Annotated in this window: 28 protein-coding genes and 1 tRNA gene; 27 read left to right on the top strand and 2 right to left on the bottom strand. The window is 66.9% G+C overall.

What is annotated here, in order from left to right; genetic code table 11:
- Positions 1 to 36 precede the first annotated feature (36 nt).
- The 9 genes from prmB to EO141_RS09175 all read left to right on the top strand — a co-directional run bounded on the left by prmB (position 37) and on the right by EO141_RS09175 (position 8,772).
- Entirely contained in the window at positions 37 to 963 is a 927-nt protein-coding gene (gene prmB / locus EO141_RS09215) for a 50S ribosomal protein L3 N(5)-glutamine methyltransferase (RefSeq protein ID WP_127169020.1), read from the top strand.
- Entirely contained in the window at positions 953 to 1,441 is a 489-nt protein-coding gene (locus EO141_RS09210; RefSeq protein ID WP_126943934.1) for a hypothetical protein, read from the top strand. The genes prmB and EO141_RS09210 overlap by 11 nt, the downstream gene beginning before the upstream one ends.
- Positions 1,431 to 2,534 (top strand): chorismate synthase, encoded by a 1,104-nt coding sequence (gene aroC, locus EO141_RS09205; RefSeq protein ID WP_104648025.1) that lies wholly within the window; start codon positions 1,431 to 1,433, stop codon positions 2,532 to 2,534. Before EO141_RS09210 ends, aroC begins: the two co-directional genes overlap by 11 nt.
- The gene (locus EO141_RS09200) at positions 2,527 to 3,603 is read left to right on the top strand and encodes a D-glycerate dehydrogenase (RefSeq protein ID WP_127169019.1); all 1,077 of its coding nucleotides are present in this window, start codon (positions 2,527 to 2,529) and stop codon (positions 3,601 to 3,603) included. Before aroC ends, EO141_RS09200 begins: the two co-directional genes overlap by 8 nt.
- A gap of 86 nt (positions 3,604 to 3,689) precedes the next feature.
- Positions 3,690 to 4,715: an aspartate-semialdehyde dehydrogenase gene (locus EO141_RS09195; RefSeq protein WP_016903697.1), complete on the top strand. Its 1,026-nt coding sequence runs from the start codon at positions 3,690 to 3,692 to the stop codon at positions 4,713 to 4,715.
- A gap of 221 nt (positions 4,716 to 4,936) precedes the next feature.
- Positions 4,937 to 6,898: a FimV/HubP family polar landmark protein gene (locus EO141_RS09190; protein WP_164739136.1), complete on the top strand. Its 1,962-nt coding sequence runs from the start codon at positions 4,937 to 4,939 to the stop codon at positions 6,896 to 6,898.
- A complete protein-coding gene (locus tag EO141_RS09185; RefSeq protein WP_127169018.1) occupies positions 6,895 to 7,293 on the top strand; it encodes a VOC family protein in 399 nt (132 codons plus the stop codon). The genes EO141_RS09190 and EO141_RS09185 overlap by 4 nt, the downstream gene beginning before the upstream one ends.
- A 40-nt stretch (positions 7,294 to 7,333) precedes the next feature.
- Positions 7,334 to 8,107, top strand: a complete 774-nt coding sequence (gene truA, locus EO141_RS09180) for a tRNA pseudouridine(38-40) synthase TruA (protein WP_104581948.1) — start codon at positions 7,334 to 7,336, stop codon at positions 8,105 to 8,107.
- Complete coding sequence (locus EO141_RS09175) at positions 8,104 to 8,772, top strand: phosphoribosylanthranilate isomerase (protein WP_104581949.1); 669 nt, start codon at positions 8,104 to 8,106, stop codon at positions 8,770 to 8,772. Before truA ends, EO141_RS09175 begins: the two co-directional genes overlap by 4 nt.
- Positions 8,773 to 8,918: 146 nt before the next feature.
- Here EO141_RS09175 and EO141_RS09170 read toward each other — a convergent pair whose 3' ends face one another.
- Positions 8,919 to 9,839 (bottom strand): LysR family transcriptional regulator, encoded by a 921-nt coding sequence (locus tag EO141_RS09170; protein WP_127169017.1) that lies wholly within the window; start codon positions 9,837 to 9,839, stop codon positions 8,919 to 8,921.
- Positions 9,840 to 9,945: 106 nt separating this feature from the next.
- Between EO141_RS09170 and trpB the strand changes: the two genes are divergently transcribed.
- The 10 genes from trpB (at position 9,946) to EO141_RS09120 (ending at position 20,352) form a co-directional block, all read left to right on the top strand.
- Entirely contained in the window at positions 9,946 to 11,163 is a 1,218-nt protein-coding gene (trpB, locus tag EO141_RS09165; protein ID WP_104648020.1) for a tryptophan synthase subunit beta, read from the top strand.
- Complete coding sequence (locus EO141_RS09160; RefSeq protein ID WP_127169016.1) at positions 11,163 to 11,372, top strand: hypothetical protein; 210 nt, start codon at positions 11,163 to 11,165, stop codon at positions 11,370 to 11,372. The genes trpB and EO141_RS09160 overlap by 1 nt, the downstream gene beginning before the upstream one ends.
- Positions 11,373 to 11,410: 38 nt before the next feature.
- Entirely contained in the window at positions 11,411 to 12,217 is an 807-nt protein-coding gene (gene trpA, locus EO141_RS09155) for a tryptophan synthase subunit alpha (RefSeq protein WP_104581953.1), read from the top strand.
- Between the two features lie 207 nt (positions 12,218 to 12,424).
- A complete protein-coding gene (accD, locus tag EO141_RS09150) occupies positions 12,425 to 13,309 on the top strand; it encodes an acetyl-CoA carboxylase, carboxyltransferase subunit beta (RefSeq protein ID WP_046343350.1) in 885 nt (294 codons plus the stop codon).
- Between the two features lie 82 nt (positions 13,310 to 13,391).
- On the top strand, positions 13,392 to 14,741 hold the full coding sequence (gene glmM, locus EO141_RS09145; RefSeq protein ID WP_126943955.1) for a phosphoglucosamine mutase: 1,350 nt from the start codon (positions 13,392 to 13,394) through the stop codon (positions 14,739 to 14,741).
- 124 nt (positions 14,742 to 14,865) lie between these two features.
- A complete protein-coding gene (locus EO141_RS09140; RefSeq protein WP_104581955.1) occupies positions 14,866 to 15,804 on the top strand; it encodes a 2-oxoglutarate and iron-dependent oxygenase domain-containing protein in 939 nt (312 codons plus the stop codon).
- A gap of 204 nt (positions 15,805 to 16,008) precedes the next feature.
- On the top strand, positions 16,009 to 16,692 hold the full coding sequence (locus tag EO141_RS09135) for a methylamine utilization protein (RefSeq protein ID WP_104648017.1): 684 nt from the start codon (positions 16,009 to 16,011) through the stop codon (positions 16,690 to 16,692).
- On the top strand, positions 16,689 to 19,055 hold the full coding sequence (locus tag EO141_RS09130; protein WP_127169015.1) for an EAL domain-containing protein: 2,367 nt from the start codon (positions 16,689 to 16,691) through the stop codon (positions 19,053 to 19,055). Before EO141_RS09135 ends, EO141_RS09130 begins: the two co-directional genes overlap by 4 nt.
- Complete coding sequence (locus tag EO141_RS09125) at positions 19,052 to 19,924, top strand: DUF3034 family protein (RefSeq protein ID WP_127169014.1); 873 nt, start codon at positions 19,052 to 19,054, stop codon at positions 19,922 to 19,924. The genes EO141_RS09130 and EO141_RS09125 overlap by 4 nt, the downstream gene beginning before the upstream one ends.
- The gene (locus EO141_RS09120; protein WP_104648014.1) at positions 19,924 to 20,352 is read left to right on the top strand and encodes a group 1 truncated hemoglobin; all 429 of its coding nucleotides are present in this window, start codon (positions 19,924 to 19,926) and stop codon (positions 20,350 to 20,352) included. Before EO141_RS09125 ends, EO141_RS09120 begins: the two co-directional genes overlap by 1 nt.
- 62 nt (positions 20,353 to 20,414) lie before the next feature.
- On the opposite strand, the gene EO141_RS09115 is transcribed toward EO141_RS09120, so the two are convergent.
- Entirely contained in the window at positions 20,415 to 21,215 is an 801-nt protein-coding gene (locus tag EO141_RS09115; RefSeq protein ID WP_115677536.1) for an SDR family oxidoreductase, read from the bottom strand.
- A gap of 112 nt (positions 21,216 to 21,327) precedes the next feature.
- Between EO141_RS09115 and tpiA the strand changes: the two genes are divergently transcribed.
- The 8 genes from tpiA (at position 21,328) to nuoE (ending at position 26,345) form a co-directional block, all read left to right on the top strand.
- Positions 21,328 to 22,083 (top strand): triose-phosphate isomerase, encoded by a 756-nt coding sequence (tpiA, locus tag EO141_RS09110; RefSeq protein ID WP_127169013.1) that lies wholly within the window; start codon positions 21,328 to 21,330, stop codon positions 22,081 to 22,083.
- A gap of 33 nt (positions 22,084 to 22,116) precedes the next feature.
- Entirely contained in the window at positions 22,117 to 22,590 is a 474-nt protein-coding gene (gene secG, locus EO141_RS09105; RefSeq protein WP_115677534.1) for a preprotein translocase subunit SecG, read from the top strand.
- A gap of 49 nt (positions 22,591 to 22,639) precedes the next feature.
- Positions 22,640 to 22,724: transfer RNA gene (locus EO141_RS09100), tRNA-Leu, on the top strand.
- 102 nt (positions 22,725 to 22,826) lie between these two features.
- On the top strand, positions 22,827 to 23,183 hold the full coding sequence (locus EO141_RS09095; protein WP_010371162.1) for an NADH-quinone oxidoreductase subunit A: 357 nt from the start codon (positions 22,827 to 22,829) through the stop codon (positions 23,181 to 23,183).
- The gene (locus EO141_RS09090) at positions 23,174 to 23,728 is read left to right on the top strand and encodes an NADH-quinone oxidoreductase subunit B (protein WP_016944318.1); all 555 of its coding nucleotides are present in this window, start codon (positions 23,174 to 23,176) and stop codon (positions 23,726 to 23,728) included. The genes EO141_RS09095 and EO141_RS09090 overlap by 10 nt, the downstream gene beginning before the upstream one ends.
- Positions 23,729 to 23,764: 36 nt before the next feature.
- Positions 23,765 to 24,517, top strand: coding sequence for an NADH-quinone oxidoreductase subunit C (locus tag EO141_RS09085; RefSeq protein ID WP_104581963.1), 753 nt, complete (start codon positions 23,765 to 23,767; stop codon positions 24,515 to 24,517).
- Entirely contained in the window at positions 24,514 to 25,821 is a 1,308-nt protein-coding gene (locus EO141_RS09080) for an NADH-quinone oxidoreductase subunit D (RefSeq protein WP_016902995.1), read from the top strand. The genes EO141_RS09085 and EO141_RS09080 overlap by 4 nt, the downstream gene beginning before the upstream one ends.
- Entirely contained in the window at positions 25,818 to 26,345 is a 528-nt protein-coding gene (gene nuoE / locus EO141_RS09075; RefSeq protein WP_016902996.1) for an NADH-quinone oxidoreductase subunit NuoE, read from the top strand. The genes EO141_RS09080 and nuoE overlap by 4 nt, the downstream gene beginning before the upstream one ends.
- Positions 26,346 to 26,347 lie beyond the last annotated feature (2 nt).

Below are 26,347 nucleotides of genomic sequence, written 5' to 3'. Positions count from 1 at the left end.
CTATAATCGGGGGCCGATTCCTCTTTAGTTGTTGCCATGACTGCCGCCGCGGCCGACGAACTGCACACCATCATCGACCTGATCCGCTACGGCACCAGCCGTTTCAATGCAGCCGGTCTGACTTTCGGCCATAGCTACGACAATGCGCTGGACGAGGCCACCCAGCTGGTCCTGCACAGCCTGCACCTGCCGCACGATCTGGGCCCGGCGTATGGCCAGGCGCGCCTGCTGCGTTCGGAAAAGGAGCAGGTGCTGGGCCTGTTCGAGCGCCGCATCAACGAGCGCGTGCCGGCGGCGTACCTGACCGGCGAGGCCTGGTTCGCCGGGCTCAGTTTCAAGAGCGATGCGCGCGCGCTGGTGCCGCGTTCGCCGATCGCCGAGTTGATCGAAGTCGGCTTCGAACCCTGGCTGGGCGGCCGCGAAGTCACCCGCGCGCTGGATCTGTGCACCGGGTCGGGCTGTCTCGCCATCGCCATGGGCCACTACAACCCGCAGTGGGACGTGGACGGCGTGGACATCAGCGACGACGCGCTGGCGTTGGCCGCCGAAAACAAGGTGCGCCTGCATGCCGACAACGTCACCCTGCTCAAGTCGGACCTGTTCGCCGGGCTGGGCGGCCGCCAGTACGACCTGATCGTCACCAACCCGCCGTATGTCACCAACGACGAAACCGACGCGCTGCCGCAGGAGTATTCCTACGAGCCGGAGCTGGGGTTGCGCGCGGGCGACGATGGCCTGGATCTGGTGCTGAAGATCCTGCGCGATGCGCCGCAGCACCTCAGCGAGGACGGTCTGCTGATCTGCGAGGTCGGCGAGTCCGAGCAGCATCTGATCAAGCTGCTGCCGGAAGTGGATCTGGCCTGGGTCGAGTTCAAGGTCGGGCAGATGGGCATCTTCGCGGTCGAATGCCGCGAGCTGATCGCGCACGGCGCGCGCATCGCCGAGCTGGCCAGTGCGCGCTGAGTCGTCCACAACGCGGCCGCAGCTGGGCGATCTGCTGTTGCTGCTGCCGGTGTCCATCTTCGGCGTCGGCATTCCGCTCGGTTTGATCGACGTGGTGTACCGCCTGTTCGACCCGATGTACGGCGGTCCCTGGCAACAGCGCTGGTTGAGCGCGGCGGCGGAGATCGGTTTTGGCCTGATGGCGTTTTTCGGCCTGGTCTCGGCCTGGATCGTGGTGGTCAGTCCGGATGCGGCATTGCGCGCGCATCGGCGCCGCACGCTGGTCGTGGCACTGGGCCTGCTGGTCGGCGTCGGCGTTGCGCTGTACCTGCTCGCCGATTGGCTGCTCGGTGGGCGTCACGGGCTGGATGTGTTCACGCTGGTGTTCAGCGGCCTGTTCGCGGTGGCGCCGATGCTGGTGGCGGTACGTCATCTGCCGCGCCTGCTGCGCGCCACGCCACCTGCTGCAATGTTGAGAGGATGCCGTCATGGGCAGTAACAGTTTCGGTCGCCTGTTGACGGTCACCACCTTCGGCGAGTCGCATGGGCCGGCGATCGGCTGCGTGGTTGACGGTTGCCCGCCGGGCCTTGAGATCGCGCCGGAAGACTTCACCCACGATCTGCAGCGGCGTGCCTCCGGCAAGAGCCGGCACACCTCCGCACGCCGCGAAGCCGACGATATCGAGATCCTGTCCGGCGTCTACGAAGGCCGCACCACCGGCACGCCGATCGGCCTGCTGATCCGCAATACCGATCAGCGCAGCAAGGACTACAGCAACATCGCCCAGCAGTTTCGTCCCGGGCACGCGGACTACAGCTATTGGCAGAAGTACGGCATCCGCGATCCGCGCGGCGGTGGGCGCTCGTCCGCGCGCGAGACCACCATGCGCGTGGCCGCCGGGGTGATCGCCAAGAAGTGGCTCAGGCAGCGCTACGGCGTGCTGGTGCGCGGATTTCTATCGCAGCTGGGCGAGATCCGCCCGACCGGTTTCGACTGGAATGCGGTCGAGGACAATCCGTTCTTCTGGCCGCATGCCGAGCAGGTGCCGGAGCTGGAAACCTACATGGACGCGCTGCGCAAGTCCGGCGATTCGGTCGGTGCGCGCGTGGACGTGGTGGCCGGCGGCGTGCCGGCGGGCTGGGGCGAGCCGATCTACGGCAAGCTCGATGCCGAACTGGCCGCCGCCCTGATGAGCATCAACGCGGTCAAGGGCGTGGAGATCGGCGACGGCTTCGCCAGCGCCGCGCAGAAGGGCACCGAGCACCGCGACCTGATCACCCCGGAAGGCTTCCTCAGCAATCATGCCGGCGGCATCCTGGGCGGCATTTCCACCGGCCAGGCGATCACCGCCTCGATGGTGCTCAAGCCAACCTCCAGCCTGCGCCTGCCCGGCGCGACCGTGGATGCGGATGGCGCGGTGGTCGATGTGATCACCACCGGCCGCCACGACCCTTGCGTCGGCATCCGCGCCACCCCGATCGCCGAGGCGATGATGGCATTGGTGCTGATGGATCAGGCCTTGCGTCATCGCGCCCAGTGCGGCGATGTCGGCGAGGTGGCGCCACGTATTCCTGGTCAGGTCGATGTCTGAAACAACGCGCCCCAAGGTGTGGGTCAGCCAGCCGCTGTTCGACGATGTCGTCGCGCAGCTGGGCGAGCATTTCGAGCTGACCACCACCGAGCGCGTCAGCGCGTATTCGCCGGCCGAGCTGGCCGCGCGGCTGGCATCGCTGGACGGTGCCTTGATCACCCTCAACGAGCGTGTCGGCGCGGCGGAAATCGGCTCCGCGCCGCGGCTGCGTGCGATCGCCAATGTCGGGGTGGGCTACAACAACCTGGATCTGGACGCACTCAGTGCAGCCGGCATCCTGGCCAGCAACACGCCCGATGTACTGACCGAGACCACGGCCGATCTCGGCTTTGCAGTCCTGATGGCCACCGCGCGCCGCATCACCGAAGCCGAGCGCTGGTTGCGCGACGGGCAGTGGGGGCAGTGGTCGTTCAAGACCATGCTCGGCGCCGATATCCACGGCAGCACGCTGGGCATCCTGGGCATGGGCCGGATCGGGCAGGGCATCGCCCGCCGTGGCGCGCACGGCTTTGGCATGCGCGTGCTGTATCACAACCGCAGCCAGCTGCCGGCCGCCACCGAACAGGCGCTCGGCGCGCGGTACGTGGACTTCGACACGCTGCTGGCGCAGTCCGATCACCTGGTCCTGGTGCTGCCGTACACAAAGGAGTCGCACCACATCATCGATGCCGCCGCGCTGGGCAAGATGCGCGCGAGCGCCACGCTGGTGAACATCGCGCGCGGTGGCCTGGTCGATGAAATCGCGCTGGCCGATGCGCTCGCCAATGGGCGCCTGGCCGCTGCCGGCCTGGATGTCTATGAAGGCGAACCTGCGGTCCGTCCCGAACTGCTGGCCCTGCACAACGTCGTGCTCACCCCGCATATCGGCAGCGCCAGCCTGGCCACGCGCCGCGCGATGGTGCAGCTGGCGGTGGACAACCTGATTGCCGCGCTGGGCAAGGGCCCCAATGCCGGCCATCCGCCGAGCGCGCTGAATGCCGATGCGGTGGCCGCTGCCAAACAGGCCGGCGAGCGCGATGGCGAAGCGACCAACACCGGCGCCGGCAAAACCACCACGACCAAACGATAGGGAACCTCCGCGGCCAGCTTTGGAGGTTCCCCGAACCCACTGCGCAAGCGCGTTCCCCTCTTTCCCCATTCGATAAAGACAATCTCATGAGCAACGAAAACCGTCGTTTCAACGTCGCGGTCGTGGGCGCCACCGGCGCTGTCGGCGAGACCATGCTGAGCATCCTGGCCGAGCGCAACTTCCCGGTCGCCACCCTGTACGCGCTGGCCTCGGCGCGCTCGGCCGGCGGGCAGGTCGAGTTCAATGGCGGCAAGGTCGATGTGCTGGATCTGGCCGACTTCGACCCCACCGGCGTGGACATCGCGCTGTTTTCCGCGGGCGGCAGCGTGTCCAAGGAGTACGGCCCCAAGTTCGCCGCCGCCGGCGCGGTGGTGATCGATAATTCCTCCGCGTTCCGTTACGACGACGACGTGCCGCTGGTGGTCTCGGAGGTCAATCCCGAAGCGCTGAAGCAGCGCCCGCGCGGCATCGTCGCCAACCCCAATTGCTCGACCATGCAGATGCTGGTCGCGCTCGGCCCGATCCACCGCAAGTACGGCATCGAGCGCATCAATGTGGCGACCTACCAGTCGGTCTCCGGCGGCGGGCGTTCGGCGATGGAAGAGCTGGGCAAGCAGACCAGCGAGCTGCTGAGCTTCCAGCAGATCGACCCGCAGCGTTTCCCGGTGCAGATCGCCTTCAACCTGATTCCGCACATCGACGATTTCCAGGACAACGGCTACACCAAGGAAGAGATGAAGCTGGTCTGGGAGACGCGCAAGATCCTGGGCGATGACTCCATCCAGGTGAACCCCACCGCCGTGCGCGTGCCGGTGTTCTACGGGCACTCCGAAGCGGTGGCGATCGAAACCCGCGACAAGATCACCGTCGATGATGCGCGCGCGCTGCTGTCCGCATCGCCCGGCGTGGAAGTGGTGGACGAGCGCAAGCCTGGCGGCTACCCGACGCCGGTCACGCACGCGTCCGGCAAGGACGCGGTGTTCGTCGGCCGCATCCGTGAGGACCTGTCGCATCCGCGCGGCCTGAACCTGTGGATCGTCTCGGACAACATCCGCAAGGGCGCCGCCCTCAACGCCGTGCAGCTGGCCGAGCTGGTCGCGCAGGAAGGCTGACCACGGGTAGCCGTAGGAGCGCGCTGGCGCGCGATGAAGCTGTCCCGGTGAAGCCTCATCGCGCACAAGTGCGCTCCTGCCAACGCGCTGCCGATGGCCTGCTGCATGGATGTCGCATCGCGGTATCGCCACGGCATGCGCGCTCTGCGCGGGGGGGCGCCGACTTTTTCGCCCATGCAGCGGCTATATTGATGCCCATGAAACATAGGGGCGGGGGCGCGATGCGTCCGATACAAGGGGTAGGTGCGCTGCTGCTGATGGCCTGCAGCGGCGCTGCGATGGCGTTGGGCCTGGGCGATATCCGGGTGCTGTCCCGGCCGGGGCAGCCATTGGTGGCCGAGATTCCGGTCATCTCCAACGAGCCGGGCGAACTCGACAACGCACGCGTGGCGCTGGCATCGGCCACCACGTTTGCACGGGTCGGCCTGGAGCGCCCGCAGGGCCTGGTCAGCAACCTGCAGTTCCAGTTCGCGCAGGACGCGCGCGGGCGTGCGGTGATCCGCGTGACCAGCAGCCAGGCAGTGGACCAGCCGGCGATCAACTTCCTGATCGAGGTGGAGTGGGGCCAGGGCCGGCTGGTGCGCGAGTATTCCGCACTGGTCGATGCGCCCAATACCGCGGCTGCGATCGCCGGGCCTGCCATCGAGGCGCCGCGCGCCGGGGCCAGCAATGCCATCGCACGTGAGCCGGCCGCCGCGCCCGCAGCCGTTGCCGGACACGCCGGGCAGGCTGCCGACGCAGTGGCGCCCGGCACGCGTTCCGGCACGCGCGTAGCCGCGCCGGCGCCGGCCGGCGATGCGCTGCCGGCGGTGCGCTCGGGCCAGACCTTGTCCGAAATCGCTGCCGCCGTGGCCCGTTCCAACGGGCATTCGCTCGACCAGACCATGCTGGCGTTGCTGCGCACCAACCCGGATGCCTTCATCGACGGCAACATCAATCGCTTGAAGCAGGGTGCGGTGCTGCGCACCCCGCAGGAAGATGCGCTGGCGCAGGTCGGCGCTGCCGAAGCGGCAGTGATGGTGCGCGAGCAGGCCGCGCAGTGGCGACAGGCGCGCGCGGCGGTTCCACAGCCGGCCGAGGCCGGCGCCACTGCTGCAACGCCGGCACCTGCCGCAGCTGTTGCGACGTCGGCAGGTGCCGGCGCGCGGCTCGAGATCGCCCCGGCAGTGGCGAGTCAGACCAACACCGCCGGCGCCACGTCCGGCACCAGTGCCGAAGGCGAGGGCGACATGGCGGCCAACCAACAGTTGCAACAGGCCAGGGAAGACATCGCCACCCGCGATGCGGAATTGCAGGATCTGCGCACCCGCGTGGCCGATCTGGAAAAGCTCAAGCAGCAACAGCAAGCCTTGATCGCAATGAAGGACACCGACCTGGCGGCCGCGCAGAAGCGCTTGTCCGAAACGCCGGCCGCGGCACAGCAGGGTGGCGGTTTTCCACTGTGGTTGATTGGCGGGCTGGTGTTGATCGTCGCGGCGGTCGTCGCCTGGCTGGCGGCACGTCGGCGCAAACCCTCGCCGCTGCCGCCGTTGCCGCAGCGTCAGTTCGACATCGTGCCTGCCGGCGCCACGGCGCTACAGGACGATGCACAGGCCACCGTGCCCAGCGAGCACGATGTGCTGCATGAAACCGAATTCGAGCAGGCCGACCTGCGCGAAGACGAGCGCGCCTACCAGGCGCAACAGCCGCTGTCCGATGTGTTGCGTCGCGAACCGCTGCTGTCCGAGCCTGTCGCAGCGCCGCCGGTGGTTGCCAGCGAGGATTGGCGCTCGCTGCGTGCGACGCCGCCAGCGCCTCCGGTGGTGCAGCCGGAGTTCGTTGCGCCTGAGGAACCGGTGCCGGAGCAGGTGAGGTCCGCGCCTGCGGAGCTTCCGTACGGCCAGCCGCAGGACGTAGACGCCACGCGCGCCGGCAGCGATCGCGCGCCGGGCGTGCCGCTTGCCTCGGTCGCCACGCAGGACAGCCCGGAGATCGACCCGGTGCCTATCGCCCCGGCCGCTGCGCCCAGCGCGGTGAGCACCAGGGGGTTCGTCTCTGCAGGCCGCGATCGTCTGGAACTGGCCGTGGCCTACATGGATCTCGGCGACACGGACACCGCGCGTGGCTTGTTGCTGGAGGTGGCTGCAACCGGCGATGAGGCCACCCGCGCCGAAGCCGCCGAACTGCTGGAGCGGCTGGCATGAGCCCGGCGCTGGACAGCCTGGCCGCCGCACAGGCCGCCGCACGCGAGCGCCGCATCGATTACGTGGAATTTGCCTCGCTCGATCTGGATGCCAGCCGCGCGTTTTTCGAAACCGTGTTCGGCTGGCAGTTTCAGGCCTATGGTCCGGATTATCTGGCCTTCAATGACGGTCGTCTGGACGGTGGTTTCTATCGCGCCACTGCGGCAGCGTCGGCAGATGCGGGTCCGCTGATCGTGCTGTATGCCGACGCGCTGGAGCCCATGGGCGAGCGCGTACGCGCTGCCGGTGGCGAGATCGTCAAGCCGGTGTTCGGTTTTCCCGGCGGCAGCCGGTTTCATTTCCGCGAGCCGGGCGGTAACACGCTGGCGGTGTGGTCCGAGTGCGCCGTCGGCTAGTCCGCGCACGCTCCATCGATTCGATAACAGGCAGGTTCCGATGCGTTACGCGCTGGGCGTGGAGTACGACGGCAGCGAGTTCCAGGGCTGGCAGCAGTTGGGTGAGCAGGGTGGGCCGAGCGTGCAGGCCAGCCTGCAGGCGGCGCTGTCCTCGGTGGCCGATGCCCCGGTGCAGGTGGTATGCGCAGGCCGCACCGATGCCGGCGTGCATGGCGAGTGCCAGGTGGTGCATTTCGACAGCGATGCGCACCGCGCGCCGCGTGGCTGGATGCTGGGCACCACCGCGCGCCTGCCGCCCTCGATCGCGGTGCGCTGGTGCGTACCGGCGGCCGCCGACTTCCACGCGCGGTTTTCCGCGCGCGCACGCCGTTACCGGTATCGCCTGCTCAACCGGCAGATACGCCCGGCGCTGTATCGCCAGACCTTGAGCTGGGAACGCCGCCCGCTGGATGCCGATGCCATGCACGCGGCCGCGCAGGCGTTATTGGGCGAGAACGACTTCAGCGCATTCCGCAGCGTGCAATGCCAGGCCTTGCACGCACGCCGCAACCTGCAGGCCATCAGCGTGCAACGCATCGGCGAGGTGGTGGAGGTGCAGGTCCAGGCCAATGCATTCCTTCATCACATGGTGCGGAATATTGTTGGCTCGCTGATCCTGATCGGAACCGGGGAACAACCGGGCGACTGGATCGCGACGTTGCTGGCCGGTCGCGACCGCACGGTGGCCGGGCCGACAGCGCCGCCACAAGGTCTGGTCTTCATCGGGCCGTTGTATCCCGCAGAGTGGCATCTGCCCGCTGAGGTAACCCAATGAATCGATCGCTGTACCGCACCCGTATCAAGTTCTGTGGCATGACCCGCGCCGGTGATATTCGACTGGCCGGCGAGCTGGGTGTGGACGCGGTGGGGTTCATTTTTGCGCATGGCAGCCCGCGCCGCGTGGCGCCGGCCGAGGCGCGCGCAATGCGCCAGGCCACCGCGCCGATGGTCGATGTGGTGGCCTTGTTCCGAAACAATTCCAAGGAAGAAGTGCGCGAAGTGGTGCGTACCGTGCGCCCGACCTTGCTGCAATTTCATGGCGAGGAAGACGACGCGTTCTGCCGCAGCTTCAACCTGCCGTATCTCAAGGCCATACCGATGGGCAGCACCGGCATGAACGGCGAGGACGCCAACGCGCGGACATTGCAGCTCGCCTATCCCAATACCGCCGGTTTCCTGTTCGACAGCCATGCGCCCGGCGCCGGTGGCGGTACCGGCAAGACCTTCGATTGGTCGCGGCTGCCGACCGGCCTGCATCGCCCGTTTCTGCTGGCGGGCGGCATCACCGCCGACAACGTGTTCGATGCGATCGTGGCGACGCTGCCGTGGGGCGTGGACGTGTCCAGCGGCGTGGAGCTGGCGCCGGGGATCAAGGACGGCCACATGATGCGCAAGTTCGTCGAAGAAGTGCGCCGGGCCGATTGTCACGAGATGGGGTGAGTTGGGGGGGCGGGAATCGGGAATCGGGATTGGGGAATCGGAGCGGGCAGTCTGCTTCGTTGTTTTGATTGCTCTTGAGGTCTTCGATTTCCCGGTGATTGCTTGGCCCCCTTGTTTCGTCGATCGGGGCGATTTGAGAGTTCCGATTAGGCGCTTGCGGCATCCGTGGTGCGCTGCTGATCTTCTGAAAGTGCGCTACGCAACCAGCCGGCGAGCTGTTCGATGCGCTGATCGGGGTTGCGCCTTGCGGCGCACAGCACCCAGCGGCCGCGCGTCGGCGTAAAGCCCCAGGGCGCCAGCAGGCGCCCGGCGGCCAGGTCCGCGGCAACCAGCGGTTGCGGTGCGATCGCCACGCCCAGGCCGGCCGCGGCCGCCTCCAGCAGATAGACCAGATGTTCGAATTCGGTGCCGAAGCCCAGCGCCTCGGGTGCCAGGCCGTGGCGTTGCGCCCATTCCGGCCAGGCCTGCGGGCGCGAGCGGGTGTGCAGCAAGGCGTGGTCGAGCAGGGCGGTCGCCGCGCTGCTATCGAGCCGGGTGGCCGATGCCAGCTGCGGGCTCAGCACCGGGCCGATCCACTCCACGCCCAGCTCGTGCACCTGCCACTCGCCTGGCCACGGCGGGGTGTCCAGCAGCAAGGCCGCATCCAGGCCATCCAGGTCCGGACCGGGGGCCTGTTCGCTGGCCGACAAGTGCAGGCGCAGCTGCGGCAGATCCCGCTGCAGCCGGCCCAGCCGCGGGATGACCCAGCGCGCGAGCAGGCTGCCGGAGCAGCCCAGCACGAGCGGCGCCTCGCTGGTGGGGCGCCGCAACGCTGCCCAGGTGTCGCCGATCAGCGCAAAGCCTTCGCCGGTGGCATCGCGCAACCTGGCGCCGGCAGGCGTGAGCACCAGGCCGCGGCCCTGGCGGGTGAACAGCGCCGTGCCCAGCGCCTGTTCCAGCGAGCGCACGTGCCGGCTGATGGCGCCATGGGTCACGTGCAGCTCCTGCGCGGCCCGGCTGACGCTCTGCAGACGTGCGGCGGATTCGAACGCGCGCAGCGCTGCCAGCGGCGGAAGCAGTGTGCTCATATGTGAGTCCAGATCACAGGTTGCGGCAATCTTATCGATTTATCGCACGCCGTGGCTGCGCTACAGTAATGCCTCATGTACGACCGCATCGCTGCAGAGGATTCCCATGTCGGCCCAGCCCATCAGTGACTTTTACGCCTATCCGGACGCTGCCGGCCACTTCGGCAAGTTCGGTGGCCGGTTTGTCGCCGAGACCTTGATCGGCCCCTTGCAGGAGCTGTCTGCCGCCTACGACCAGGCGCGCCAGGATCCGGCCTTCATTGCCGAATACGACAAGGATCTCAAGCACTACGTCGGCCGGCCCAGCCCGATCTATCACGCCGAGCGCCTGAGCCGTGAAGTGGGCGGCGCGCAGATCCTGCTCAAGCGCGAAGACCTCAACCACACCGGCGCGCACAAGATCAACAACACCATCGGCCAGGCCTTGCTGGCCAGCCGCATGGGCAAGACCCGCATCATTGCCGAGACCGGCGCCGGCCAGCATGGCGTGGCCAGCGCCACGGTGGCCGCGCGGCTGGGCCTGGAATGCGTGGTCTACATGGGTGCCACCGACATCGAGCGGCAGAAGATCAACGTCTACCGCATGAAGTTGCTCGGTGCGACCGTGATACCGGTGACCTCCGGCTCGGCCACGCTCAAGGACGCGCTCAACGAAGCGATGCGCGACTGGGTCACCAACGTGCAGGACACCTTCTACATCATCGGCACCGTGGCCGGTCCGGATCCGTATCCGCGCATGGTGCGCGACTTCAACGCGATTGTCGGCCGTGAAGCGCGCGCGCAGATGCTGGAAGATTTCGGCCGCCTGCCGGATGCGCTCAGCGCCTGCGTCGGCGGCGGCAGCAATGCGATCGGCCTGTTCCATGCCTTTCTCAACGACCCAGGTGTCAAGATCTACGGCGCCGAAGCGGCCGGCGACGGCATCGCCAGCGGCCGTCATGCGGCGTCGATCGCGGCCGGGCGCCCCGGCGTCCTGCACGGCAATCGCACCTATGTGATCTGCGACGACGACGGCCAGATCACCGAAACCCATTCGATTTCTGCCGGCCTGGATTACCCGGGCGTGGGCCCGGAGCATTCGTTCCTGTCCGACAGCGGGCGTGCGGTCTACCAGGGCATCACCGACGACGAAGCGATGGCCGCCTTCCATCTGCTGGCGCATACCGAAGGCATCCTGGCCGCACTCGAATCCAGCCATGCAGTGGCGCAGTCGATCAAGCTCGCGCGCGAGATGCCCAAGGATGCGCTGATCCTGTGCAACCTGTCCGGCAGGGGCGACAAGGACGTGCACACCATCGCCGCACGCGAAGGCGTGCAGGTCTGATGCCGCTGCGGCGCGTCACCGTGACCGCGCTAGCCGACCAGCGAGGCGAACAGGACCTGCTGTTCGCCTGGCTCGACCGCTGGGCGCCGCAGATCCGCACGTGTTCGGAAAACAGCGGCTGCGGCTGCTGCCCGGACAGTTTCGACCTTGAGGTCGAGGCCCAGGCATTGACCGAATTGCCGGCCACGATGTACCAGGACATCCATTGAGGCGGTCGCACCGCCTCTAACAATTGCAAGGTCTTTCAATGCGTCGTATCGACGAAACCTTCCAGCGTCTGCGTGCCGATGGCCGCAAGGCGCTCATCCCCTTCATCACCGCCGGCGATCCGTCGCTGGAAGCCACCGTGCCGGTGATGCATGCGCTGGTGCGCGCCGGTGCCGATGTCATCGAACTCGGCGTGCCGTTTTCCGACCCGATGGCCGACGGCCCCACCATCCAGCGCAGCTCCGAGCGCGCGCTGGGCCGTGGTGCCGGCCTGGCCTATGTGCTGGAAGCGGTGCACGAGTTCCGCCGTGAGGACGCCACCACGCCGGTGGTGCTGATGGGCTACCTCAACCCGATCGAGATCCACGGCACCCGGCGCTTCGCCGAAGCCGCCGTCGCTGCCGGCGTGGATGGCCTGCTCCTTGTCGATCTGCCGCCCGAAGAGGCGGACGAGACCCGCGCGATCTTCACCGAGGTCGGCCTGGCGCTGATTGCACTGGCGTCGCCGACCACCAGCGAGCAGCGCCTGGACATGCTGTGCAGCAGCGCCCAGGGCTATCTGTACTACGTCAGCTTCGCTGGCGTCACCGGCGCCTCGAACCTGCTCGACACCCATGCCGCCAGCGACCGCCTGCGCCAGCTGCGCCGCCGTGCCGGCGCCCCGGTGGTGGCCGGTTTCGGCATCAAGGACGCCGCCAGCGCCGCCGCCATGGCCGTCGACGCCGACGGCGTGGTGGTCGGCAGCGCGCTGGTCGCCGCGCTGGCCGAAGCCACCGATGTCCGCAGTGCCCGCGAACGCGCCGAGGCTTTCCTGGCCCCGCTGCGGCAGGCGCTCGACCAGGCCTGACACCACAGCCTCTCTGCGCCTTCGGGCGGGAAGGGCACAGCTGGCGCGCCACCGGCACGCCAGCCTTGGAGCGGCCGCGCGGCAAGCGCGGGCCGGGCCACCCGGGCCCGCATTTAGCCTGCGCGCTACCTCGGCTTTCCCGCAGCGCGTTAGACTGTCGCCCCTCTGCGGCCCACATGGCCGCCCTGCATGGATTGTCATACACGCATGAGCTGGCTCAGCAAATTGATGCCCTCCGGCATCCGCACCGAGAACACCCCGGCCAAGAAGCGCAGCGTCCCCGAGGGGCTGTGGGAGAAGTGCAGCAACTGCGGCAGCGCGCTGTACGGCCCCGAGCTCGAGGAGAACCTCGAGGTGTGTCCGAAGTGCGACCACCACATGGCGATCCGCGCGCGTGCGCGCCTGAACTCGCTGTTCGATCCCGACACCGCGACCACCGAGATCGCCGCCCAGCTGGGCCCGGTCGACGTGCTCAAGTTCAAGGACCAGAAGCGCTATGGCGAGCGCATCAAGGCCAGCCAGAAGAGCAGCGGCGAGTACGACGCGCTGATCGCCATGCGCGGCACGCTCAAGGGCAACCCGCTGGTCGCCGCCGCATTCGACTTCGCCTTCATGGGCGGCTCGATGGGCTCGGTGGTCGGCGAGCGCTTCGCGCGTGCGGCCGAAGTGGCGCTGGAAGTCGGCTGCCCGTTCGTGTGCTTCTCCGCCAGCGGCGGCGCGCGCATGCAGGAAGGCCTGTTCTCGCTGATGCAGATGGCCAAGACCTCCGCCGCACTCGGGCGCCTGCGGGAAGCCGGCCTGCCGTACATCTCGGTGCTGACCCATCCCACCACCGGTGGCGTGTCGGCCTCGTTTGCGATGCTGGGCGACATCAATATTGCCGAGCCGCATGCGTTGATCGGCTTCGCCGGCCCGCGCGTGATCGAGCAGACCGTGCGCGAGACCTTGCCGGAAGGCTTCCAGCGGTCGGAGTTCCTGCTCGACCACGGTGCCATCGACCAGATCTGCGACCGCCGCGACATGCGCGACCGCATCGCCGATCTGACCGCGATGATGATGCGTCAGCCGCATCCGCAGGACGCGGCCGCATGAGGCCAGTGGCCGCGCGCTGGCGCGACACCGTCGCACGCGCCGCTGCGCGTGCGTCCACCCGTAGGCAGGAACACCGCAACGCATGAGCAGTCGCAAGTATTTTGGAACCGACGGCATCCGTGGCCGGGTCGGGCAGGGCGTGATCTCGGCCGATTTCGTGCTGCGGCTGGGCAATGCGCTCGGTCGGGTGCTGACCCAGGGCCGCAGCAAGCGTCCGCTGGTGCTGATCGGCAAGGACACGCGGATTTCCGGTTACATGTTCGAAGCCGCATTGGAAGCCGGCCTGGTCGCCGCCGGCGCCGACGTGCAGCTGATCGGCCCGATGCCGACCCCGGCCATCGCCTTTCTGACCAACACGCTGCGCGCCGATGCCGGCGTGGTGATCAGCGCCTCGCACAATCCGCATTACGACAACGGCATCAAGTTCTTCTCCGCCGAAGGCGAGAAGCTCGACGACGCCACCGAAGCGGCGATCGAGGCCGCGCTGGACGAGCCGTTCCACACCGTGGAGTCGGAGCGCCTGGGCAAGGCGATCCGCACCCGCGATGCGATCGGCCGTTACATCGAATTCTGCAAGGCCAGCGTGGCGCGCGGGTTCACCCTGCACGGCCTGAAGATGGTGCTGGACTGCGCGCACGGGGCGACCTATCACATTGCGCCGATGCTGTTCCGCGAGCTGGGTGCGGACGTGGTCGTCATCGGTGCCGCACCGGACGGGCTCAATATCAATGCCGGTGTCGGCTCCACCCATATCGACAACCTCGCCGCCAAGGTACGCGAGAGCGGTGCGCAACTTGGTATCGCCTTCGACGGTGATGGCGATCGCGTGCTGATGGCCGACGACCAGGGCAACCCGGTCGATGGCGACGACCTGCTCTACGTGCTCGCGCGCTCCTGGCAGGCCAGCGGCCGGCTCACCGGCACCGTGGTCGGCACGCTGATGACCAACTACGGCCTGGAACAGGCGCTGGCTGCACGGAACATCCCGTTCCAGCGCGCCAAGGTCGGCGACCGCTATGTGCACCAGGCGCTGGTCGAAGGCGGCGGCACGCTGGGTGGCGAAACCTCCGGCCATCTGCTGTGCCTGGATCGCGCCACCACCGGCGATGGCATCGTCAGTGCGCTGCAGGTGCTCGAGGCCCTTGGCCGCGATGGGCAGAACCTGCGCCAGGCCCTGAGCAGCCTGAGCAAGGTGCCGCAGAAGACCGTCAACGTGCGGCTGGATGGCGGTGCGGCCAAGGCGATCGTGGAGGCCGCCGGCGTTCAGCAGGCACTGCAGCAGGCGCAGGCCGCCGTGCACGGCCGGGGACGTGCGTTCCTGCGTCCGTCCGGCACCGAGCCGGTGGTGCGCGTGACCGTGGAAGCCGACGACGCCGGCCTGATGCAGGACACGCTCGACCGTCTCTCCGGGGCCGTGCGTGACGCGGCGTGAGTCGCTGATCATTGCTGTGTGCGTGGTCTTTGCCAAGGCCGCGACGTTCTACCTGTTGTATCGCCTGCTGTCCTGAGCGGCAGGCCTTCCTTTCGACCTCCCGACTTCAACTGCAGATATCCGTATGAGCGCCCGCATCCCGACCCTGGACATCACCCGTTTCGACAGCGACCGCGACGCTTTCGTCGCCGAGCTCGGCGCGGCCTATCGGCAGTGGGGCTTTGCCGGCATCCGCAACCACGGCATCGCGCAGGCCGACATCGACGCGGCGTACGAGGTGTTCAAGGCGTTCTTTGCGCTGCCCGAAGAGGTCAAGCGTCGCTACCACGTGGAAGGTAGCGGCGGTGCGCGCGGCTATACCGCGTTCGGCGTGGAAACCGCCAAGGATTCCAAGCATTTCGATCTGAAGGAGTTCTGGCATATCGGCCGCGAAATCCCGGACGATTCGCCGTACCGCGCGGTGATGGCGCCGAATCTGTGGCCGGAAGAGGTGCCCGGGTTCCGTGAGCGCGGCTATCGCCTGTACCAGCAGCTGGATCACCTGGGCTCGCGCGTGCTGTCGGCATTGGCGCTGCATATCGGCCTGCCGCAGGAGTATTTCGTCGACAAGACCAACAACGGCAACTCGATCCTGCGGCCGATCCACTACCCGCCGATCACCAGCGACGACATTCCCAACGTGCGTGCCGGCGCGCATGGCGACATCAATTTCATCACCTTGCTGGTCGGTGCCAGCGCGGCCGGGCTGGAAGTGCGCTCCAACGATGGCGAGTGGGTGCCGTTCACTGCCGACGCCGACACCATCGTGGTCAACATCGGCGACATGCTGCAACGCCTGACCAACCACGTGTATCCGTCCACCATCCATCGCGTGGTCAATCCGCCGGGCGAACAGGCACGCAAGCCGCGCTATTCGGTGCCGTTCTTCCTGCATCCCAATCCGGATTTCCTGATCGACGTGCTGCCGTCGTGCATCACCGCCGACAATCCGAGCCGGTATCCCGAGCCGATCACCGCGCACGGGTTTCTGGAAGAGCGTCTGCGCGAAATCAAGTTGAAGTAGGCCGTTCGCGCCCAGGACGCGCAGGCGATCGCTGCGCTTGCAGCATCGGCAATGACCGCCGGCACAGTTTGATTCATGAAAGTGTGCTCGCGTCCGATTAAAGCTTGCATTCACCTGAGCCGATAACCCAGTCTGATCGCTAGCGCGACGTCGGACTCGCCTGGCGCCCGCTGCTGAGTGCACTAGCTTGGGGGGCGCATGCGGATGCAGTGGTTCAAACGGATCGGCCCGGTTTGCGGGGTGCTGGCGTACTGCGCCGCAAGCTGCGCATTGGCAACGCCGCTCAGCGTGACCGTCGTCGATGCCAACGGCATGTTGGTCGATGCGGTGGTGAGCCTGGAGCCGGCACGTCCGGTTGCCGCCGGCGCGCCCCGGACCGTGGAGATGGACCAGGTCAATTCGCAGTTCGTGCCCGCCGTGCTGGCGGTGCGCACCGGCACCCTGGTGCGGTTTCCCAACAACGACCAGATTCGCCATCAGGTCTATTCGTTCTCCCCCGCCAAGCGCTTCGAATTGCCGCTGTTCCAGGGCAGTACCGCCGCACCGGTGCGCTTCGACCAGGCCGGTCTGGTGACGGTGGGCTGCAATATCCACGACTGGATGCTGGGCTATATCCTGGTGGTGGACACGCCGTATTTCGGCAAGACCGGCAGCGACGGCCGCGTGCAGCTGGATGCGCCGGCAGGCAACTACACGCTGCGGGTCTGGCATCCGCGCATCAAGGGCGCCGCGCTCACCGAGCCGGTGGCACTTGCGCGCCAGGCCATGCAACGGCGCGTGACCCTGCAGACCACCGGCGCCGCGCCGGTGGTCGCGCCACCGGATGCGCGCGTGCGCGCGCTGCAGGACAAGTTCCGTCGCGCCGACCCGAAGACGCCGAAGCCATGAAGGCCATGCGCCTGCATACCCGGATCGCGGCCTTGTTGGTGCTGGTCGTGCTCGCCACGCAGGCACTGACCTTCATTGCGGTGCAGGTCGCCACCGAGCGTAGCGTCAAGGCGCAACTGGGCGAAGAACTGCAGATCGGCGAGCGCGTCTGGCAACGCATCAATCTGCGCCGCGACGAGCAACTGATGCAGTCGGCCTCGGTGCTGGCCGACGACTTCGGCTTTCGCGCGGCCGTGGCCAGTGGCGATGTGCCGACCATGCAATCGGCATTGCGCAATCACGCTGCGCGCATGTCGGCGCAGACCGCGCTGCTGTTGTCCCCGGACGGGGAGTTTCTGACCGGGCTCGCCGACCTGCCGCAAGCCGAACAGCTGCGCGCCGTGCAGACCCTGCTGCAGCAGGCGCAGCGCGATGGGCGTGCGGTCGGCGTGGTGGCCTTGGACAACCGCATCGTGCGGCTGGCGGTGGTGCAGGTGCTGGCACCGAGCCGGGTGGGCTGGATCGCGATCGGTAATGAATCCGGCGACGGCCTGGCGCAGGATTTCCGTTCCACCACCGGGCTGGATGCGACCTTCTTCACCGATGGCCCGCCGGTGCGCGTGCTGGCCTCCACCCTGGAGCCGGCCGCGCGTGCAGAGTTCGCGCAGCAGTTGCCGACCGCCGAACGCGCGCAGGGCGCGGCGGTCGCCTTGACCCTGGCCCAGTCGCGCTACCTGGTCAAACTGCAGTCGATCCAGGGCGACAGCCATGTGCGGGTTGCGCTGCAGGCCTCGCTGGATCGCGCGGTGGCGCCCTATCGCGTGCTCAAGTTGCGCATCCTGCTGCTGGCGGGTCTGGCCACGGCTGCGGCGCTGGGCGTGGCGATCTTCCTGGCGCGCAGCGTCAGCAGGCCGGTCGCGCAGCTGGTACAGGCCGCACGGCGCATCCAGCGCGGCGATTACCACACCGCCGTCGAAGTACCATCCGGGCGCGAACTGGCCGAGTTGGCCGACAGCTTCGCGCGCATGCAGCAGCAGATTGCCAGTCGCGAGCAGCACATCCTGCATCAGGCGCGCCACGATGCCTTGACCGGTCTGCCCAATCGCATCTGCTTGCTGGAGCGGCTGAAGGACGTGGTGGAGCAGACCGTGGCGTCCGGCGGCACCGCCGCGGTGCTGATCCTGGATCTGGAACGCTTCAAGGAACTCAACGACAGCCTGGGCCACGATTTCGCCGACCAGGTCCTGGTCGAGGTGGGCCGCCGTCTTGCCGACGTGGTGCAGGAACCCAATCTGGTCGGGCGGCTGGGCAGCGACGAGTTCATGGTGGTGGTGGCGCAGACCGATGCCGCCACCGTGCAACAGGATGCACAGCGCTTGCTGCTGCAGCTGCGCCGCCCGCTGGCGCTGCCGCAGGCGCGCATCCAGCTGGAAGCCAGCATCGGCATCGCCCTGATCCCCGAACACGGCGCCGACCCGGACACCTTGCTGCGGCGCGCCGACATTGCCCGTCGCCAGGGCGGCAATGTCAGCACCATCGGTGCCAGCGTGTATCGCCTGGGCCAGGACGAGCAGCATCTGCGCCGGCTGCGCCTGACCGGCGATCTGCGCCAGGCCGTCGGTGGCAACGAGCTGACCTTGCGCTTTCAGCCCAAGATCTGCCTGCGCAACGATCGCGTCGAGCAGGTGGAGGTGCTGGTGCGCTGGCACCATCCGGTGCTCGGGGCGATCGGCCCGGACGAATTCATTCCACTGGCCGAGCACTCCGGCGTGATCCACCCCTTGACCCGCTTCGTGCTGGACGAGGCGCTGCGCTGCCAGGCGCAGTGGCGCCGGCAGGGCCTGGAGCTGGGCATGGCAATCAATCTTTCCGCGCTGGACCTGTCCGACCCCGGCTTGCCGGATTACGTACGTGGCCGTCTGGAGCATCACGCGGTGCCGGCGCAGTCGGTCACGCTGGAGCTGACCGAAAGCGCCTTGATGCGCGATGTCGAATCCGCGCTGCACATGCTGCATCAGCTGCGCAGCGTCGGCGTGCGGCTGTCCATCGACGACTTCGGCACCGGCTATTCCTCGTTGGCGCAGCTCAAGCGCATGCCGGTGGACGAATTGAAGATCGACAAGAGCTTCGTCATGCAGCTGGCCGAAGGCACGGACGATGCGTTCATCGTGCGCAGCACCATCGATCTCGGGCATAACCTGGGTTTGAGCGTGATCGCCGAAGGCGTGGAAAACGCCACGTCCCTGGGACTGCTGCGCGGTTACGGCTGCGACATGGTGCAAGGCTATCTGTACGCGCCGCCGTTGGAAGAGGTGCCGCTGGTCGCCTGGTGCCTGCGCCAACTCGATACGACGCCGGCAGCGCAGGCAGGAGTGCATCGATGACCCGGTGGCGGCGCACGCTACTGGCTGCGGCACTGGCCGGGCTGGCCATCGCGCCCGCGTCGGTGATCGCGGGTGATGGGCGTCTGCTCGCCACCGGCGGCGTGTCGATGATCGAAGGCAGCAGCGGGGGCGGCATCGTGCCGTGGGCCACGCTGTCGGGCTACGGCACCCGCGACGAACTCGGCACCGTCCTGTTTGCCACCCATGTGGACAGCGGCGATTACCGGCTCGACGTGCAGGGTGCCGCGCTGACGGTCGGCAACCGGCTGGAACTGTCGCTGGCGCGGCAGCGGCTGGATCTGGGCACCCTGCAGGACCGGCTGGGCCTGCCATGGAATGCGCTCGGCCAGGACGTGTTCGGCGCCAAGCTGCGGGTCTGTGGCGATCTGGTCTACGGGCATGCGCCACAGGTCAGTGTGGGCGTGCAGTACAAACGCCTGCGCGATGGCACGCTGCCGCTGGCGATCGGCGCGCGCGACGATCACGGCACCGATGTGTATGTCAGCGCCAGCCGTTTGTTGCTGCAGGGCGCGGGCGGCTACCAATTGCTGCTCAACGGCACGCTGCGCGCAACCCGCGCCAATCAGACCGGCTTGCTCGGTTTCGGCGGCGATCGTCGCAACAGCTATCGGCTGGTCGGCGAGGCCAGCGCCGCCGTCGTGCTGTCGCCGGCATGGGTGGTCGGCATGGAGTACCGCGACAAACCCGATAACCTCGGCTTCGCCCGCGAGCAGGCATGGGCCGATGGATTCGTGGCCTGGTTTCCCAGCAAGCATGTGTCCCTGACCGCGGCATGGGCCGAGCTTGGCGACATCGCCACGCTCGCCGACCAGCGCGGCCCCTATCTTTCCCTGCAGGTGGCGTTCTGATGAATCGACGGCTGCGCTGGTCCTTGCTGGGCGTGCTGGCGCTGATGGGCGCCTGCGCCACCACGCAACCGCGCCCCACGCTCTATGACGAACTCGGCGGACAGGCCGGCATCGAGGCGCTGGTGGAAACCATGCTGTCGCGCATCGCCGACGATCCACGCATCGTCGACACCTTCGCGCGCGTCAACATCGTGATGCTCAACGAGCGGCTGGTGCAGAAGTTCTGCCATGTCGCCGATGGCCCGTGCCCGGATACCGCCAAGTCGATGCAGCAGGCGCATGCGCACCTGGTCATTCGCGAAGGCGACTTCAACGCGCTGGTGGAGGACCTGAACTGGGCGATGGATCAGCGCAGGATTCCACGCCGCACGCAGAACCGGTTGCTGGCACGGCTGGCGGCCATGCATGGCGACATCGTCAATCACTGACGGCATCACACACCGGCCGCGCGTAGCGCTGGACGCGACGCCGCAGCGGATGTGCAGCCGCCTCACCGCAACGGCCGTACCCGATGCGATCCGCGCGCCATCACGCGCAATGCAAGCGCATGCGGCAACACGCGCAACACCGCACTGACCAGGCGATAGCGCCAGCCCGGCACGGCCAGCACCTGGCCACGTTCTAGTGCGGCAATGCCGTACTCGGCCACGTCGTCGGCTTGCAGCCAGGCCCAGCGGGGCAGGGTGGACATCGCCTCGCGGGTGCCGGTGACATCGTGAAATTCCGACCAGGCAAAGCCGGGGCACAGCGCGCAGACCTTGACCGCGCAGTCGGCATTTTCCAGCGACAGCGATTCGCTGAAGCGCAGCAGGAAACTCTTGCTGGCCGCGTACAGCGTCTGCCCATCGGCACCCGGCGTCAGTGCGGCGAACGAGGCCACGTTGAGGATGCGGCCCTGGCCGCTGGCACGAATCATCGGCAACAACCGCCAGGTTAGCTCGCATACCGCGGCCACCATCACCTGCAGGAAGCGTGCATGCGTGGCCCAGTCGTTGCGCAGATAGCGGTCCGGCACGCCGTAGCCGGCATTGTTGACCAGGGTGCCCACCGTCCAGCCATTGCGCTGGATCCGCGCAACCAGTGTTTCGGCCGCGTCGGCATCGCCCAGATCGGCCGGCAGGACTTCGACCTGCACCAACGGCCGCAACTCCTCGGCCAGCGCCTGCAGCCGATCCACCCGGCGCGCGGTCAGGATCAGCGGCACGCCGCGCCTTGCGTAAGCGCGCGCAATCTCGCGGCCGATGCCGCTGGAGGCGCCGGTGACCAATGCAAAGACAGGTGAAACGGACATGGCAGGTTCCTGTTGAAGGAGGGAGGAGACAGGCAATGGACAGAAGTGTGCCGGCTGCCGACAGGGCATGGGCTATTCTGTCGCCTGTCTTCCACTCAGGAACCTGCGCCTGATGCGTCGAAAGATCGTTGCCGGAAATTGGAAGCTGCATGGCAGCCGCGCCTTCGCCACCGAACTGGTGGCCCGGATCGCCGCGCACATGCCCCTGGAGGGTGTCGATGTCGTCATCCTGCCGCCCCTGCCTTACCTCGGCGATCTGATCGAGGATTTCGAGGAGCACCACCTGTGTTTCGGTGCCCAGGACGTCAGCAGTAACGAGAAGGGCGCCTATACCGGTGAAGTCTCGGCCACCATGCTGGTCGATGTCGGCGCCGAATACGGGCTGGTCGGCCATTCCGAACGGCGTCAGTACCATCGTGAGAGCAGCGAGCTGGTGGCGCGCAAATTCGCCGCCGCCGTGCACGCCGGGCTGATCCCGGTGCTGTGCGTGGGCGAGTCGCTGGAACAGCGCGAAGCCAAGCAGACCGAAGCGGTGTTGCGCGCCCAGCTCGAACCGGTGCTGGCACTGGTGGGCAGCGCAGGCTTTGCCCGTGCCGTGCTTGCCTACGAGCCGATCTGGGCCATCGGCACCGGTCGCACCGCCAGCCCAGAGCAGGCGCAAGCCGTCCATGCCTTCCTGCGTGGCGAAGTCGCGAAGGCGGATGCTAGAATCGCCGATTCTCTGCCCATCCTGTACGGGGGCAGTGTCAAGCCCGTTAACGCCGGCGAGCTGTTTGCGCAGCCCGACGTCGATGGCGGGCTGGTCGGAGGCGCCTCGCTGGTCGCCGAGGATTTCCTGGCCATCGCCCGTGCGGCGGCCGCTTGTTAACCCATTAAGTTTTGTCCGGGGACGGATTTCGAAATGCTGATGTTGATCCTCAATGTGGTCTACGTGCTGGTCGCGCTGGCGATGATTGCGCTGATCCTGATGCAGCGCGGTGCGGGTGCGGCAGCTGGTTCCGGCTTCGGTGCCGGCGCCTCGGGCACCGTGTTCGGCTCGCAGGGCGCGTCGAACTTCCTGTCCAAGTCGACCAAGTGGCTGGCGGTGGTGTTCTTCAGCATCAGCCTGTTCATGGCGTGGTACGCCACCCATGGCGCACGTCCCACCGACCAGAACCTGGGTGTGATGTCGCAGTCGGCCACCCCGGCGCCTGCCGCCGCGGGCGAGCTGACTCAGCCGTTGCCGCAGGCACCGGCCGCCGGCGCAGTTCCGACCGCCCCGTCGCAGCCGGCGCCTGCCGCAACTCCAGCTACGGCGCCTGCGCAGTCCGCACCGGCGCAGCAAGCGCCTGCGGCACGCGAAGAAAACGCTTCAGAACCAGCACAAAAACGCTGAAGCCGGTTACAATACGCTGCGCACTGGGATGCCCAGCGGCGCAACGTATGCCCAGGTGGCGGAATTGGTAGACGCACTACCTTGAGGTGGTAGCGACTTAGGTCGTAGGGGTTCGAGTCCCCTCTTGGGCACCATTGTTTGGCTGCAGTTCCTGCGCATTGCCTGTCGCGCGCGGGGTCTGCCTATACCCCATGCCGGCACGCGGCGCGTGCGGGCAGAGGCAAGAGAGAATCGCTGTGCTGGCCGAATATTTGCCGAGTCTGCTGTTTCTGATCGTCGCCACCGGTATCGGCATCGTGCTGATGCTGATCGGTCGATTCCTCGCACCGCGTACCCCGGATGCGCGCAAGCTCTCGCCTTACGAGTGCGGCTTCGAAGCCTTCGAAGACGCGCGCATGAAGTTCGACGTGCGCTACTACCTGATCGCGATCCAGTTCATCGTGTTCGATCTGGAAATCATCTTCATCGTGCCGTGGACACAGGTGTTCATGGAGATCGGCGCACGTTCGCTGGTCACCATGGGCCTGTTCGTCGGCATGTTGTTCCTCGGCTTTATCTACGTGTGGAAGAAGGGAGCGCTGGAATGGGAGTGATTCAGACCCTGGATCGTCTGATGACCAACCCGATGCCGGAAGGCCGGGTGGAAGACATCCTGCGCCCGGAAGGCGAAAACCCGCTGCTCGAGAAGGGCTACGTGACCACCAGTGTCGATGCGCTGCTGAACTGGGCGCGCACCGGCTCGATGTGGCCGATGACCTTCGGTTTGGCCTGCTGCGCGGTCGAGATGATGCATGCCGGTGCGGCGCGCCTGGATTTGGACCGCTACGGCGTGGTGTTCCGTCCGTCGCCGCGCCAGTCCGACGTGATGATCGTGGCCGGCACGCTGGTCAACAAGATGGCCCCGGCGCTGCGCAAGGTCTACGACCAGATGCCGGATCCGAAGTGGGTCATCTCGATGGGCAGCTGCGCCAATGGCGGCGGCTACTATCATTATTCGTATTCGGTGGTGCGCGGTTGCGATCGCATCGTGCCGGTGGACATCTACGTCCCCGGTTGCCCGCCGACCGCCGAGGCGCTGGTTTACGGCATCCTGCAGCTGCAGAAGAAGATCTGGCGTACCCAGACCATCGCGCGCTGACACCCGTCTTCTTCTACTGAGAGCAGCCAAGCCCCCATGGCAGAGCAAGCATCCTCCTTCACTGACCGACTTGCGGCACGTTTCGCCGGTGCGCAGATCGCCGTGGCATTGCCGCGCGGCGAAGTGACGCTGGAAGTCGCTGCGGCCGATTGGCACGCCACCTGCCTGGCCCTGCGCGACGAGCTCGGTTTCGAGCAGCTGAGCGATCTGTGCGGCGTCGATTACCTGGGCTACGGCAGCGACGAGTGGGATACCGCCGACGTGTCGTCGCAGGGCTTCAGTCGCGGCGTCGAAGGCAAGGCCGTCGGCCGTTTCGCCTGGGGTGAATTTCCCAGCCAGGAAAGTTCCGACGGCGCCCGTCCGCAGCACATGCCCAAGCAGCGTTTTGCGGTGGTGGCGCAGCTGATCTCCTACCAGCACAACCAGCGTCTGCGCGTGCGTTGCTACGCACCGGACGAGCAGGTGCCGGTGGTGGCATCGCTGACCGACATCTGGCCTGGCGTGAACTGGTTCGAGCGCGAAGCCTTCGACCTGTTCGGCATCGTCTTCGACGGCCACCCGGACCTGCGCCGCATCCTGACCGACTACGGATTTGTCGGCCATCCGTTCCGCAAGGATTTCCCGCTGATCGGCAACGTGGAAGTGCGTTACGACGACGAGCGCAAGCGTGTCGTGTACGAACCGGTGACCTCGGTCGAGCCGCGCGTCGGTGTGCCGCGCGTGATCCGCGACGATGCCCGTTATGAGACTGCCGCTGGTGAAGTGGGCAAGTCGGAGACCGCCAAGTGAGTGAGTTCCGCCAGGCAACCGATGCCTTCGCGAGCAATCCTGTCGAAAGCAAGCAGGAAATCCGCAACTACACGATGAACTTCGGCCCGCAGCATCCTGCGGCGCACGGCGTGCTGCGCCTGATCCTGGAAATGGACGGCGAGACCGTGGTGCGTGCCGATCCGCATATCGGCCTGCTGCACCGTGGCACCGAGAAGCTGGCCGAGTCCAAGCCGTTCAACCAGTCGGTTCCGTACATGGACCGACTGGATTACGTGTCGATGATGTGCAACGAGCACGCCTATGTGCGTGCGATCGAATCCTTGATGGGGATCGAGGTGCCCGAGCGCGCGCACTACATCCGCACCATGTTCGACGAGATCACCCGCATCAAGAACCACCTGATGTGGGTGGGGTCCAACGCGCTCGATCTGGGCGCGATGGCGGTGATGCTGTATGCGTTCCGCGAGCGCGAAGAATTGATGGACGTCTACGAGGCGGTCAGTGGCGCGCGCATGCACGCTGCCTACTACCGTCCCGGTGGCGTGTATCGCGATCTGCCCGATCGCATGCCCAAGTACAAGGAATCCCGCTGGCACAAGGGCGGGGCACTGAAGAAGCTCAATGCAGCGCGCGAAGGCTCGATGCTGGACTTCCTCGAGGATTTCACCAATACGTTCCCGTCGCGTGTGGACGAGTACGAGACGCTGCTGACCGACAACCGGATCTGGAAGCAGCGTACCGTCGACGTCGGCATCATCAGCCCCGACCTGGCGCGTGCCTGGGGCATGACCGGTCCGATGCTGCGTGGCTCGGGTATCGAGTGGGACCTGCGCAAGAAGCAGCCCTACGCCAAGTACGACGCGGTGGAGTTCGACGTGCCGGTCGGCACCAACGGCGATTGCTATGACCGCTATCTGGTGCGCGTGGCCGAGATGCGCGAATCCAACCGCATCATCAAGCAGTGCGTGAAGTGGCTGAAGGCCAATCCGGGCCCGGTCATGGTCACCAATTTCAAGGTCGCTCCGCCAAGCCGCGAAGGCATGAAGGACGACATGGAAGCGCTGATCCATCACTTCAAGCTGTTCAGTGAAGGCTACTGCGTGCCAGCCGGCGAAACCTACTGCGCGGTGGAAGCGCCCAAGGGCGAGTTCGGCTGCTACCTGATGTCCGATGGCGCCAACAAGCCGTTCCGCGTGCACCTGCGCGCACCGGGCTTTGCGCATCTGTCGTCCATGGACGCGGTGGTGCGTGGCTATCTGCTGGCCGACGTCGTGGCGATGATCGGTACTTACGATTTGGTTTTCGGTGAGGTTGACCGATGAAGGCGACGGGTAATTTCGAAGCGGCGCGCGACGTCGATCCGCAGGTGGTGCTGAGCGACAAGACGCGCGCGCACATCGATCATTGGTTGAGCAAGTTCCCGCCCGATCGCAAGCGTTCGGCCGTGCTGCAGGGCCTGCATGCTGCGCAGGAGCAGAACCAGGGCTGGCTGACCGACGAGCTGATCGTGGGCGTGGCCAAGTATCTCGACCTGCCGCCGGTGTGGGCCTATGAGGTCGCCAGCTTCTACTCGATGTTCGAGACCGAAAAGGTCGGCCGCCACAACGTGGCGTTCTGCACCAACATCAGCTGCTGGCTCAATGGCGCCGAAGATCTGCTGGCGCACGCGGAAAAGAAACTGGGTTGCAAGCTGGGGCAGTCGACGGCCGATGGCCGCGTCTACCTCAAGCGCGAAGAAGAGTGCCTGGCGGCCTGCTCCGCGGCGCCGATGATGGTCATCAATGGCCATTACCACGAGCACCTGACGAAAGAGAAGGTCGACGCGCTGCTGGACGGGCTGGAGTAAGA

The sequence above is a fragment of the Xanthomonas sp. BRIP62415 genome (genome assembly GCF_003993515.1).
GTDB classification, from domain to species: domain Bacteria; phylum Pseudomonadota; class Gammaproteobacteria; order Xanthomonadales; family Xanthomonadaceae; genus Xanthomonas; species Xanthomonas euroxanthea.
This window is presented reverse-complemented; position numbering and strand designations above follow the sequence as displayed.

Excerpts from the sequence above, each read along its gene's own strand:
- EO141_RS09085 (WP_104581963.1), top strand. The coding sequence starts at position 23,765 with ATGGCAGAGCAAGCATCCTCCTTCACTGACCGACTTGCGGCACGTTTC.
- EO141_RS09190 (WP_164739136.1), top strand. The coding sequence starts at position 4,937 with ATGCGTCCGATACAAGGGGTAGGTGCGCTGCTGCTGATGGCCTGCAGC.
- accD (WP_046343350.1), top strand. The coding sequence starts at position 12,425 with ATGAGCTGGCTCAGCAAATTGATGCCCTCCGGCATCCGCACCGAGAAC.
- glmM (WP_126943955.1), top strand. The coding sequence starts at position 13,392 with ATGAGCAGTCGCAAGTATTTTGGAACCGACGGCATCCGTGGCCGGGTC.
- prmB (WP_127169020.1), top strand. The coding sequence starts at position 37 with ATGACTGCCGCCGCGGCCGACGAACTGCACACCATCATCGACCTGATC.
- EO141_RS09195 (WP_016903697.1), top strand. The coding sequence starts at position 3,690 with ATGAGCAACGAAAACCGTCGTTTCAACGTCGCGGTCGTGGGCGCCACC.
- truA (WP_104581948.1), top strand. The coding sequence starts at position 7,334 with ATGCGTTACGCGCTGGGCGTGGAGTACGACGGCAGCGAGTTCCAGGGC.
- secG (WP_115677534.1), top strand. The coding sequence starts at position 22,117 with ATGCTGATGTTGATCCTCAATGTGGTCTACGTGCTGGTCGCGCTGGCG.
- EO141_RS09115 (WP_115677536.1), bottom strand. The coding sequence starts at position 21,215 with ATGTCCGTTTCACCTGTCTTTGCATTGGTCACCGGCGCCTCCAGCGGC.
- nuoE (WP_016902996.1), top strand. The coding sequence starts at position 25,818 with ATGAAGGCGACGGGTAATTTCGAAGCGGCGCGCGACGTCGATCCGCAG.
- EO141_RS09185 (WP_127169018.1), top strand. The coding sequence starts at position 6,895 with ATGAGCCCGGCGCTGGACAGCCTGGCCGCCGCACAGGCCGCCGCACGC.
- EO141_RS09135 (WP_104648017.1), top strand. The coding sequence starts at position 16,009 with ATGCAGTGGTTCAAACGGATCGGCCCGGTTTGCGGGGTGCTGGCGTAC.
- trpA (WP_104581953.1), top strand. The coding sequence starts at position 11,411 with ATGCGTCGTATCGACGAAACCTTCCAGCGTCTGCGTGCCGATGGCCGC.
- EO141_RS09160 (WP_127169016.1), top strand. The coding sequence starts at position 11,163 with ATGCCGCTGCGGCGCGTCACCGTGACCGCGCTAGCCGACCAGCGAGGC.
- EO141_RS09125 (WP_127169014.1), top strand. The coding sequence starts at position 19,052 with ATGACCCGGTGGCGGCGCACGCTACTGGCTGCGGCACTGGCCGGGCTG.
- trpB (WP_104648020.1), top strand. The coding sequence starts at position 9,946 with ATGTCGGCCCAGCCCATCAGTGACTTTTACGCCTATCCGGACGCTGCC.
- EO141_RS09140 (WP_104581955.1), top strand. The coding sequence starts at position 14,866 with ATGAGCGCCCGCATCCCGACCCTGGACATCACCCGTTTCGACAGCGAC.
- EO141_RS09120 (WP_104648014.1), top strand. The coding sequence starts at position 19,924 with ATGAATCGACGGCTGCGCTGGTCCTTGCTGGGCGTGCTGGCGCTGATG.
- EO141_RS09170 (WP_127169017.1), bottom strand. The coding sequence starts at position 9,839 with ATGAGCACACTGCTTCCGCCGCTGGCAGCGCTGCGCGCGTTCGAATCC.
- EO141_RS09130 (WP_127169015.1), top strand. The coding sequence starts at position 16,689 with ATGAAGGCCATGCGCCTGCATACCCGGATCGCGGCCTTGTTGGTGCTG.
- aroC (WP_104648025.1), top strand. The coding sequence starts at position 1,431 with ATGGGCAGTAACAGTTTCGGTCGCCTGTTGACGGTCACCACCTTCGGC.
- EO141_RS09090 (WP_016944318.1), top strand. The coding sequence starts at position 23,174 with ATGGGAGTGATTCAGACCCTGGATCGTCTGATGACCAACCCGATGCCG.
- EO141_RS09175 (WP_104581949.1), top strand. The coding sequence starts at position 8,104 with ATGAATCGATCGCTGTACCGCACCCGTATCAAGTTCTGTGGCATGACC.
- EO141_RS09200 (WP_127169019.1), top strand. The coding sequence starts at position 2,527 with ATGTCTGAAACAACGCGCCCCAAGGTGTGGGTCAGCCAGCCGCTGTTC.
- tpiA (WP_127169013.1), top strand. The coding sequence starts at position 21,328 with ATGCGTCGAAAGATCGTTGCCGGAAATTGGAAGCTGCATGGCAGCCGC.